The 11,575-nt window shown below is 34.5% G+C and carries 7 protein-coding genes and 1 tRNA gene; 4 read left to right on the top strand and 4 right to left on the bottom strand.

The annotated features are described in order from the left end of the window. Nucleotides 1-3: 3 nt before the first annotated feature. From ACHRV3_RS17790 to ACHRV3_RS17775, 4 genes are all read left to right on the top strand, one after another. Nucleotides 4-1,275, top strand: a complete 1,272-nt coding sequence (locus ACHRV3_RS17790) for a condensation domain-containing protein (RefSeq protein WP_395436042.1) — start codon at nt 4-6, stop codon at nt 1,273-1,275. After that, nucleotides 1,272-2,525 (top strand): condensation domain-containing protein, encoded by a 1,254-nt coding sequence (locus ACHRV3_RS17785; RefSeq protein WP_395436041.1) that lies wholly within the window; start codon nt 1,272-1,274, stop codon nt 2,523-2,525. The genes ACHRV3_RS17790 and ACHRV3_RS17785 overlap by 4 nt, the downstream gene beginning before the upstream one ends. 8 nt (nt 2,526-2,533) lie before the next feature. Then, nucleotides 2,534-3,082 carry a hypothetical protein gene (locus ACHRV3_RS17780; RefSeq protein ID WP_395436040.1) on the top strand — a complete coding sequence of 183 codons (549 nt, stop codon included), beginning with the start codon at nt 2,534-2,536 and terminating at the stop codon, nt 3,080-3,082. 190 nt (nt 3,083-3,272) lie between these two features. Next, entirely contained in the window at nt 3,273-4,163 is an 891-nt protein-coding gene (locus tag ACHRV3_RS17775) for a Fic family protein (protein WP_395436039.1), read from the top strand. 759 nt (nt 4,164-4,922) lie between these two features. Here ACHRV3_RS17775 and ACHRV3_RS17770 read toward each other — a convergent pair. The 4 genes from ACHRV3_RS17770 to ACHRV3_RS17755 all read right to left on the bottom strand — a co-directional run bounded on the left by ACHRV3_RS17770 (nt 4,923) and on the right by ACHRV3_RS17755 (nt 11,441). Continuing rightward, nucleotides 4,923-5,003: transfer RNA gene (locus ACHRV3_RS17770), tRNA-Tyr, on the bottom strand. 444 nt (nt 5,004-5,447) lie between these two features. Continuing rightward, nucleotides 5,448-6,287, bottom strand: coding sequence for a DUF4249 domain-containing protein (locus ACHRV3_RS17765; RefSeq protein WP_395442786.1), 840 nt, complete (start codon nt 6,285-6,287; stop codon nt 5,448-5,450). 4 nt (nt 6,288-6,291) lie between these two features. Then, a complete protein-coding gene (locus tag ACHRV3_RS17760; protein WP_047778822.1) occupies nt 6,292-8,901 on the bottom strand; it encodes a carboxypeptidase-like regulatory domain-containing protein in 2,610 nt (869 codons plus the stop codon). A gap of 926 nt (nt 8,902-9,827) precedes the next feature. Further along, nucleotides 9,828-11,441 (bottom strand): MBL fold metallo-hydrolase, encoded by a 1,614-nt coding sequence (locus ACHRV3_RS17755; RefSeq protein ID WP_395436037.1) that lies wholly within the window; start codon nt 11,439-11,441, stop codon nt 9,828-9,830. Nucleotides 11,442-11,575: the final 134 nt, after the last annotated feature.

The raw sequence follows: 11,575 nt of genomic DNA, 5'->3' as shown, positions 1-11,575 counted from the left end.
AAAATGAAAAGAAGATTATTATTTGGAGAGCGCATGTTATTGGGTGAAGGAAAAGAACCGTTCCATGCCGTGATTCCTTTTCGCCTGCGCGGTGTATTTGAGGAAAAAGATATTCAGTATGCATTAGGCAGACTTCAAAAAAAACATCCTTGGTTACGGGCAAACATCCATATTGACGAGAAGAATGTCCCTTGGTTTGAAGTGCCTGAACAAACGAGTCCAATTCCGATCCGTATTGTGGATCGAAAAAGCGAAGAGGACTGGCAACAAGAATCTATGCAAGAATGGCATACACTCTTTGATTACAAAAACAAACCTTTGATCCGCTTGGTGTGGATCAAAGGAAACGATAGCTCAGATATGTTGCTTGTATTCCATCATTGCTTGTGTGATGGTGGCTCAGCGATCACTTTAATTTATGAATTTTTAAAAGTATTGGATGATCCGACAGCAGATATAGGCATGGAAAATCCTATTTTAGGTATTCAGGACGTTGTTCCTGCACCTATTTTAAAAAATAACAGACAAAGGTTTAAGGCAAAAATGATTGGTCGACTAGCAACCTTAACGATCAAATGTATTCCCGTGAGCAAAAAAGCAATTGATCGACAAACAGACTATCTGATTCATTGGAAATTAGACCAAACTACGAGTCAACAGCTTATTTCCCACTGCAAATCACTAGAAATCACGGTCAATACTTTTTTAAGTGCGACCGTACTGGACATCTTTAAAAACGTACGCGGAGACAAAGCTTTTAATAAAGTTTCTTGTCCGGTAGATATCAGGCGCTTTGCTCCTCAGGTAAAAGAAGATCATATTTTCGCCTTCGGTTTGATGATTGTCCTATCCTCTAATCCCAAACTCGATTTCTTAGACAATTTACGGTTAATGCAGGATTATGTAGATCGCAAAACAGCCAAACTTAATCCCTATATCACCATGATGGTTATGGAATCTGCTCATAATGCGTTAAACAGCTTTACAAAGCTTCTCAAACGAGGCAAGTCGTCTAATGATTGTATGTTTTCCAATTTGGGGCGTATTCAGATACCACATCAATACCAATCCTTTACGTTAGAAACTATTTTTAGTCCATCCGTCCTTGGGCCACTAGGCAATACAACGACGATGGTCACCTCCACTTATCAAGGTGTTATGGACTTCTCGTTTGTGGGAAGTGAAGGTTATTTGCCTTATCACGAAGCCTTAGCCATTCGTGATGAACTAATTGATTCCATTAAACGCCGATTAAATTATCAAGCAGCCTCATGATCAAACGAAAACTCTTATTAGTAGAACGAATCATGTTTATTGATGCCAACACCCCTTTAAATTGTGTGTTTACGGCAAAAATCAAAGGTGAGATTCAAAAAGAACACCTCCAAATTGCTTTGGCAAAAATCCAAAACAAACATCCGTTGCTCCGTGCAGCAATTGATTTACAGGATAAGCAACATCCTGTTTTTGTCATCAAGAAAAATATGAAACCAATTCCGCTTCGTATAGTGCAACGTCAAACAGATACCGATTGGTTAGCGGAATCCGAACAGGAATGGTATCGGCAGTTTAATGATGAAAGCTCTCCTCTGGGCCAATTGGTATGGGTCAAAGGACAGGAATTATCTGAATTGTTATGGGTATTGCCGCATTGCATCTGCGATGGAACCGGTATGGTCACTTTGATGCAGGAATTACTTGCTTTAATAGATGATCCGACTCTTGATTTGGAACCTTATCAACTCTTCCAATCGGTAAACCATTTTTTGTCGCCACAGTTTGATATTCAAAAAAAAACACGCAAAGCAAAACTTTATCTACTTTTGGCAAAATCCTTCTTTTTGCTGCAACGCAAAAATAAAAAAAGAAATCTCGGGAAAAATTATGCCATTCATTGGAAAGTAGATCCAACCAACTCTGCTTTTATAAAACAGAAATGTAAAGACAGTGGTATTTCCGTACATGCCCTTCTTTGTACCGCGTTTATGCAAGCTTTTCAAGACGCACAAGGTAAAGCGGCGAAAAAAAAAGTAATTAGTCCAATTGATATCCGCCATTTTATTCCTGAAATTAAAAAAGACCACTTGTTTGCCTTTGCCCCAACAGTAGAATTATCATTAAAAAAGAATACCTCTAAGATACTGGACCAAGCCAAACATATCAAACAGGATCTTACTCAAAAAATAGAAAAAATGGACGCCCGGGAACTGCTGTGGATGGGGGAACAAATGCATCCTCTGGTCAATCGAATGATTGGACTGTTAAAATCAAGCCGAGGTGGACACGATCTGACGCTTTCCAATATGGGGAGTCTTCAGATCCCGAATACTTATAAAAATTTCACTCTGGAAGATATCATTAGCCCAACGGTAGCATTTCCTTGGTTAAATTCAAATACTTTAGTTACCTCTACCTATCGGGATCAAATGGACTTTACATTGATGTCCAATCAGGATTTCTTACCTAAAGAAGAAGCCTTAAAAATTAGAGACAAGGCCATAGCTTTACTGACTTCCTCTTTATAAAATTACTTATGACAACAGCAGCCAAGCCCAAAAAAACATCCCTCAAACGTTTTCTAAGAAAGCGCGCGATTTACTATATCATTCCCAACGTATGTTTCAATTTTATTGTTGCTTATGCCAGTTTTCAAGAATTGGGGTATACTCATTTTTTTGCCGGTCCCCAAAGCTTAGCCCGTTTAACATTGCCAATGGCTATATTTTTACCCGTAATCCTGACGATGGATATCATTAACCGCGTTATTGTTGCTGCCGAAAAAGAATCAATTGAAGTGGCGATAGACCATACCCTGAATAAAAACAGATTTATAACAAAATTATGTCTGTTACACGGCATCGTAACCGGTTTACTGGTATTAGCTGTATTACTCCTTGCGCAGCAGAGCCTAACTGTCAACCATAAATTGGATCCTACTCTTATGGCCCTTCTGGATGCGGTCCTTGCAGGTCTACTTTCGATATTGTTTACTTATCTGCCGATATATAGGTTAAAAAAGCACTTACACGAACCTCTGCCAAAGGTGCAGATAGAAGTTGATGATTCTTATCGGGGAGTTTAATATCGGTGTAGGTATTCTGTGTTGAAAGATGTGGAGTTGCCTTTTATTCTTTCAAAAAACTCTAAAACACACCATCTTGGAGTGTTGGCGATACGTATTTTTTATTTCACATTTCCGATATCGGCAAAAAATTGAATATTTTTACATAAAATTTTGTCATATCTTTGCCGATAACGGAATTTAAAAAAACATGAAATATCTTTCAGTAGTAGAATTTGCAAAAAAGCTGGAGCTATCCGAAAGGACTATTCGCAACTATTGTGCTTCAGGGAAATTGAAAGGAGCTTTCTTAACAGGTAAAACCTGGAGTATTCCTGAAGATGCTGTAATTCCGCAAAAAGGAAATAAAAAAATAAGCAAGAATATTTTACTGAACAGCCTGAAAGAACAAAAGGAAATGAAACTGAAAGGTGGTATCTATCACCGTACGCAGATTGATTTAACCTATAATTCAAATAAAATTGAAGGTAGCAGACTTACTCACGACCAAACGAGATACATTTTTGAAACTAATACCATTGGTATTTCCAAAGAAAGCGTAAACGTAGATGACATTATCGAAACTTCCAATCACTTTCGCTGCATCGACTTTATTATCGAAAAAGCGAATGCAAAACTTACTGAATCAATCATTAAAGAACTACATTTTTTATTAAAGTCCGGTACCTCCGATAGCGGCAAAGATTGGTTTAACGTTGGTGAATACAAAAAACTACCTAACGAAGTTGGGGGGAATCAGACTTGCCATCCCCGTCAAGTTTCTGAAGAAATGAAAAAACTTCTCATAACTTACCATAACATTAAAAGTAAAACCATCGAAGACATCATCGATTTTCATCATAAATTTGAAATCATACATCCCTTTCAAGATGGCAATGGTCGTGTAGGACGGTTAATTATTTTTAAAGAATGTCTCGCAAACAATATAGTTCCATTTATAATAGATGAACAGCTTAAACTTTTTTATTACAGAGGGCTTCAGGAATGGAATAATGTGAAAGAATATCTGCTCGATACCTGTCTTACTGCACAGGATAGTTATAAAGCAATTCTCAATTATTTCGAGATAGAATTCAAGTAAAGACTAAAAAATGAGTTAAACCCTAAAGTTGTCGAGAAGTAAAAAGATTATTTTCTTTGCTTTTGTGAATTAAAGCTGACAGGTTTCAAAAACCTGTCAGCTTTGGTATTTAGGGTATTTAGCTCTGTTTTAAATTTAATGATCCTTTTATAAAATATTTTGGATCACTGAACATTAAATTTTAGCAGGATTGCATTAATTCAGTTATGTACTTTAAATTTTCTAGTATCCTATGTGTGATCAAAAAAGACATCACTTTCAGATTTCTTATCACGAGCATTTGCATGGCAGATTCTGGGATCAAGACATATTGTTGTGGAGGAACAAATATCTTGTACTTCTGTAATTTCTAATCAAGTTAAAAAGTTGTGAAATAATTTTTAGAAATTTCTTTTGTTAGAAGTAGCAGATCATATACTTTTTGGCCAGAGCTTTTTAAGTACCTAATTTTCTAACTTCTCGCTTTGACGATCTCGCAAAGACGCCAAGCCGCTAAGTTTTTTCCTGTTTTTAAGCTCCACCTTTCTGTTTTCTACTTTCTCGCTTTGGATTTCTAAAAATAGTATAGAGTCTCAAACTTTTTTCTGTTTTTTCATTAAAACTTTGCGATTTTGCGACTCTGCGAGATTTTTACTTCCCCACAACTTTCGGACTTGATCCAGGTTCTGTCAAAACTTTGAAAAGCAGTAGTAGAAATATTGGAATTACTATAAAAAGAAAGAACAAAAAAAAGCCCTAATGAAAATTAGGACTTTTTTGTGGGGAGAGCAGGATTCGAACCTGCGAAGTTCACACAGCAGATTTACAGTCTGCCCTCGTTGGCCGCTTGAGTATCTCCCCGAAGCTTGTTTTGTTACGCTTTGTTGTGATAAGCGGTTGCAAATATAGCAATGTTTTTCATGTTTGCAAATAAAAATCCTCTGCTCTTACAGGAATCTTTTGTGCGTTTTTTGAAAAATGATTTTCTAAGATGTTGAACATTCTGAAAATAACTGTTTTAACACTAAGGACTGAACTCTTACTGGTGAGAAACTTTATTCTAAGAAAGGCAGTTTTTTTTAAAAAAAATCAAGATATCAAGTCCAAAAGCTCTGTGAAAGCAAAAGTATGGATAAATATTGGTTAACCTATTTTCGACATTACAAGAAGACAGTTCAGGCGAAAGACACACCCGTAACTTCTTGTTTCTGAAAAAAACGCTACTTAAACTATAAAAAAACATCTGGTATAAATTATTTTATATACCAGATGTAATTAAAAACCAACCTCAATAATTAAAACCTTTTATTCTACTAAATAAGAAATCGTATCGGATTCACAAAGTCTGAAATATCCTAATGCGAAATTTTTAGCATCATTACTATTCACAATATTTCCTCTAATGTTACTTGGTGGCGTAGAAGAGGCATTTCCGCCTGACGCTCTCAATATTAGATTCATATAATTGTAAAACTTTTTAGAAATACCACGATGTACAATCGCAACTGTTTTCCCGGGCTTCATATCCGCATCTGCGAAACTGGTATTCATAACATTTCCATTTGTTGATTCATCATCAATTAAAGTGTATTCAGGATAACGCAGAAAGTCTCCTGTGTAATCTACCAGATAATAATTCTCCTGATCGACCGGATCATTAAAATAATAGGTCAGCACAATTAAATCCGGTCCTGTTATATCCGGCATTAGCGTCTGTTCAACCCTATTAATTGGAGTTACAGAAGTTAACTTTTCAACTGCCGTAAAACTTTGTCCCTCTACTGTTACATACAAAGTATACTCCATATTAATAACGGGAACAAAATTAGTACATACATAGGAACCCGGTGCAGACTCCGTAAAAGTAAAAACATCTCCATTAGTGTTTTCAACCCTTACTTGCGCTCCGGAAACTTTTGGTGTAGTTGTACTGTAATAAGGAGCCATTTTACTGATCTTTATTACCTGATTATTGCCACTTGTTCCTTTCTTCCATTGTATCTCGGCATCTATAACTATTTTAGGTTCTCCAGTATCCAAATCCAGGTGTACGACCTCTTCACAAGATGTAAAGAACAAAACAAAAAGAAGACTAAACAAAGTCAATCCTTTACTTTTTAACATATATTTTTTTAATCTCTGCATGCTATTAAAATTTAAAATTATAAGAAATACCAGGTACAAACCCATAAATGGATAACTTTCTTGTTTCATTATCTCCTGTATCATCGTTTGTTGTAAACGTCATTGAAGCAGCATTTTTTCTACCGTAAACATTATAAATGCTAAATACCCAATAACTTTGCCATCCCTTCTTTTTATCCGGCTTTGGCGTATAAGTTGCCGCTATATCCAAGTGATGATAAACCGGTAGTCTGTTTGCATTTCTCACTCCATAATTTGGTATATTACGACCTCCAAATTCATAGTAACCATTCGAATACGTCACAGGCTGGCCGGACTGTAATGCAAAGTTGGTATTAAAAGACCACTTCGGACTTAGTGCATAACTTGTCACAATATTTAAATTATGCAGTTTGTCATATCCTGATAAATACCAATTCCCGTTTGCGATACCAGGCTCATCGGCAGTTCTACCCGGAGTTTTTTGTTCTGTTTTGGACAACGTATAAGAAACCCATCCCGTAAATCTACCGGTGTTTTTTCTAAATAATAATTCAGCACCATAAGATCTGGCTTTACCATTCAGAATAACTCTTTCGATATTATTATTTCCTAATATACTTGCGTCATCAATATAATCCATACGATTTTGAACATTCTTATAGAATAACTCTCCTTCAAAAGAATAATCATTATCCTTAAAATTTTTAAAATACCCTACCGCATATTGATCTAATAGTTGAGGTTTGGTAAATGGTCCGCTAGGTGTCCAAACATTCATTGGTGATAGGGACTGATAATTGGATAATATATGAACATATTGTGCCATCCTGTTGTAACTTGCTTTTACTGAAGTGTTTTCGTTAAAAGCGTAGGATAATGCAAAACGTGGTTCAAAATTATTAAAACTACTTATCACTTCTCCACTTCCGTATGAAACTGTTCCTGTTGGAGTACCTTGTTCATAAATATCATAAATTGGATTATATACTACGGCCATATCATTTTCATAGGTGCTGATCTCTTCTGCACCTAAACGATAAAACATACTATAACGCAATCCGTAGCGAAGGTTAAGTTTCTTAGTAATCTGATGTTCAAAATCAATATATGCAGAAGTTTCCAACGCAAACTTTTTGTCAAGTTGTCTGTAATTAACCTGAGAATCCGAAGTTGTAGGTTCTAAAACACCCGGATTAAAATTATAATACAAACCATCAATTCCATAGTTGAGTTTAAACTTTTCTGATAGAGAATGATTCCAATTGTATTTAAGTCCATAACTCTTAATAGCACTTTTCCATTCAAAATCTTCCATTTCAATTCCTAGACTAAATTTATAGTCACTATAAAAGACGCCTAGCTTTGTATCTAATTTATCAGAAAATTTATGGGTCCAATTTAAGATACCCATTGTATTCCCATATGAATTGGTAAATCGTTTGCTTATTTCAAATGTATCGTTCCCTAAATATCCCGAGAAAGCAAGCGTGTTATTGGCGCTCAATCGATAGTTAAACTTTGCATTAAGATCATAGAACATAGCAGTACTCTTAATATCTGTCACTTTCAAAAATAAATGAGCATACGAAGCACGTCCTGCTATAATAAAGGAACCTTTGTCTTTTTTTACAGGGCCTTGCACTAATAACCTACTGGATGCCGTACCAATACCTCCATTTATCTTGTATTCTTCAAAATTTCCAGTTTGTTGGCTCACATCAAGAACAGAAGAAACACGACCACCAAATTTAGAAGGAATACCTCCCTTATATAAATCCAATCCACTAACAATATCTGCATTAAAAACAGAGAAAAAACCAAACAAATGAGAATCATTGTATACCGGAGCACCATCCAAAAGAATTAAATTCTGATCGGCAGCACCACCGCGAACATTAAATCCTGATGAAGCTTCTCCTCCGTTAGTAACTCCCGGTAATGTCAAGATCGCCTTTAAAGGATCTGCCTCGCCCATAACAACCGGAATCCTCTTTATCTCTTCCATATTAAGCTTATTGACACTCATTTGAGGGTTCTTGATATCAACTGCTTTCGTACCGATTATGATTACCTGTTCCAATTGTTGGCTATCATCTTTCATAACAAAATTCATTGTCATATCATCCGAAATTGTAACCAGTTCTTCTATATTTTTAAAACCCATAGAACGAATCCGAACCGTATAACTCCCCTTTTCCAATTCTATAGAAAACATTCCATTTGCATCAGTCACAACACCTCTTGCTAGCTCTTTTATAAAAACATTAGCACCTATTACAGGTTGATTACTCTCGTCGAGAACCTGTCCACTTAACTTACTTTTTTTAGTTGTATTTAAAGTTTTTTGTTTTACTAAAATAGAATTCCCTGCAATTGAAAATTCAATAGAAGAGCTCTTGTTTAGCGCAACAACAAGCTCATTTATTGGTGTATCTTTATAAATATCTTCTTTTGTAAAATATTTTTGATTTGTATCAATTTGATCTGCAACTGAAAAATTTAAATCTGTCTGATTTTCAATTTGTTTAAATAATTCTTTGAGGGTTATCTTACTATCTACGGCTACAGTTACATTTTGGGAAAACATACGTAAACTGAATAAAGAAAAGCATGCTAAAATGATATGCTTCATGAATTTTATATTTAAAATATTATTAAATTAGATAGTTTTATACTACCCTTGACATAAGTACATTCTTTCTCTTCTATTGAAAAGCAATCTATTTTAATGATCCATTTATTACAAGTTTTAAGTTAGACATTTCTACTATTATTATCGTTTTAACCTTCTTTTTACTTATTCACACTGTACTTTATTTGTTGCAATACGGTATTGAAATAAGTTTTAACCAAATGCAAAATCGAAGTTTTTGTCTATCAAATTCTTTCTTGTTAAAAATGCGGCAACTCTTTTCTTCGACATGCTTTTGTTTTAAGTATAACAAACGGAAATAGGAAAGTTCCTAATCAAAAACATTGTTTTTTTTATAATTTTACTTACAAACCAAAATACAAGTCGTAATTTTATTTTAAGAAAAGCCTTAAGAATAAATAACTAACTAACAAGCAACACCTTACAGATTGTGACGTTTTTAATATGAAACTGATGACCGATTTATAAAAATGTAAAAATCTTATTTTCTTTTCTCAAAGATTCCCATTTATGCCTCTAAAGATGTCATTCGGCCTGGGAAAAATCAACTTGAATGCTTTTTTTTATTGAAAATAATATTGGGAAATGCCTTTTAAAAAACAAAAACGCATCAAATATTTCCGATTGTATGATGGCATTATACAATTACACCACCGAATCCTTGATCTGAGAATACAGTAAAAAAAAGGTACTGCATCGAAGAACTATAACAATAAAAAGCTGCATTCTGAAATGCATCAGAAGCAGCTTTTTTATTTAGTCAATTTTTAGATTCTTAAACTAAAAACATCGGTATTAATCCCTTAAATAGATTTCAATCTATACTATATCAGAAGACAAGCGAATATCTTTCGTGCTACTATTTTAATGCTGTAAAATATGACATGCAAGATCTCTACTTTTAATTATACCAGTACATCTGAGTAATTATAAAAAATTTCTTTTTCTCCAAAAAGTCTTTCAGAAATAATGTTTCTTTCTCTACAGTATTCAATAAGGATATTAGACTGTACAATCGGATTGGATTCATCGGTATATTTTATACTACTAATGAATTCCAACCAAGGTTCTTGTCCCATGGCATAAACATATACTTCTTTTGCATTAAAAGCATTAATAAGTCCTTTACCTTTTTCAAAATTAGAACCGGCCAATCTGCGTGATATATCTTTATCTCTAGGTAAACTCTCTGTTAACAACGGACCATAAAGCCATGATAAAGGGGCACCATCACACTCCATTCCCAGAAAAAGAACATCAATATCTCCTAAAACTGCTTGAACGTGCTGATATAATCTGGACTCAATATTACAGGAATCTGCAACAAAAAGCATTTTAAAATCTCCAACACTTACATGATGGCAAATTTTTGCCTGTATGTTTAAATCCGAATGTTCTCCAACAAAAGGCACACCGGTTATTACACAATCACTAAATTTGATTGCTTCCATCTCATCGATTTCGATCACATTGTCAAAACCAATAGCATTTAACATCAATTTTATACTTGGATCTTGTAAAGCACCATTAGATGCTCTGGGCACTACAATATTCTTAATCTTGTGACGTAAAGGAATTAAAGTTTCGAATAAAATATGGTCCTGGTGATTGTGTGTAATCAAAACGTAATCAATACTATCCGGCAAATCCATATCGGAGTATCGCTCTACTTCCTGAGGGTATCCATAATAACTGATTACGGGGTCTAACATTATACTGACCTCTTTTGTTTCCACGAGAATACAAGCATGACCGAAATATCTCATTCTAACTTTGTCTCCTTCATAGTTATTGTACTCTTTTGGAGCCTCAGTAGTAAAAAAGGACTCAAAGAGAGGCGCTTGCTCTTCACTAATTCCTAATAATTCTTTTATAGAATCAAAATCGCCCGGATTTTTCTTCATTTTGCTCAACGCATCCAGACCTTTGTGGCTAAATGGAATATTCAAATGAATTTTTTCGTTATCTGCTAAACGCGGTGTACTTAAAACAAAAGGACGCTCATCATTTTCTGTTAACCACAATAATATACTTTGTGAAGCTGGATTGTAAAATTTGCTATGATACAAAAGTGGTTCAAAAAATCGAAAAGAAGCTTGATTGTTCAGATCATAATAAAGTTCTACATATCCTTTAAGTATTTCAGGAATTTCATCATACAATGGATCTAAAGAATACCCTTTTGCTTTGTTTTTCAAAAGAGTGTCAAGAGTCTTGATCGCTTCACTAAAAGCAATCATATCTTTTTGTTTCTCTAAAGTTTCTTCTTTTAATTTCTGGATTTCGTCAACCCTTTTTCCACCATAATCAATAAAAGGACCTCCTAACATTTTAGGGTTTTTAACTGCCGCAGCATGAGCTGAAGGTGCCTGAATATAGGAGTTCATAATTTTTAAATTTCGACCTGTTATATTCATTGCACTGGTGGCAGGAGAAATCAAGTGACTCCATGCATACCAATTATCAAACAATGGTTCAATTACTACATTTGGCTTTAGAAACAATTTCTGATTATTCATTTTTTTCAAATAGTTTAATATTAAGCTTAAATAGAAAGCTTTTTTCTTTTTTATTACTTACGATAACTGTTGACACTAATGCTTTTTAGGAATGAAGTATGGATAACTCGGGAAATCTTTTATTGGGTCAAAAA

Origin of the sequence: Flavobacterium sp. FlaQc-49 (assembly GCF_044005985.1) — a bacterium.
GTDB classification, from domain to species: Bacteria; Bacteroidota; Bacteroidia; order Flavobacteriales; family Flavobacteriaceae; genus Flavobacterium; species Flavobacterium cupriresistens.
This window is presented reverse-complemented; position numbering and strand designations above follow the sequence as displayed.

Bases quoted from the DNA above. Each gene is read 5' to 3' on its own strand.
- ACHRV3_RS17785 (WP_395436041.1), top strand. From the start codon at position 1,272: ATGATCAAACGAAAACTCTTATTAGTAGAACGAATCATGTTTATTGAT.
- ACHRV3_RS17775 (WP_395436039.1), top strand. From the start codon at position 3,273: ATGAAATATCTTTCAGTAGTAGAATTTGCAAAAAAGCTGGAGCTATCC.
- ACHRV3_RS17780 (WP_395436040.1), top strand. From the start codon at position 2,534: ATGACAACAGCAGCCAAGCCCAAAAAAACATCCCTCAAACGTTTTCTA.
- ACHRV3_RS17755 (WP_395436037.1), bottom strand. From the start codon at position 11,441: ATGAATAATCAGAAATTGTTTCTAAAGCCAAATGTAGTAATTGAACCA.
- ACHRV3_RS17765 (WP_395442786.1), bottom strand. From the start codon at position 6,287: ATGCAGAGATTAAAAAAATATATGTTAAAAAGTAAAGGATTGACTTTG.
- ACHRV3_RS17760 (WP_047778822.1), bottom strand. From the start codon at position 8,901: ATGAAGCATATCATTTTAGCATGCTTTTCTTTATTCAGTTTACGTATG.
- ACHRV3_RS17790 (WP_395436042.1), top strand. From the start codon at position 4: ATGAAAAGAAGATTATTATTTGGAGAGCGCATGTTATTGGGTGAAGGA.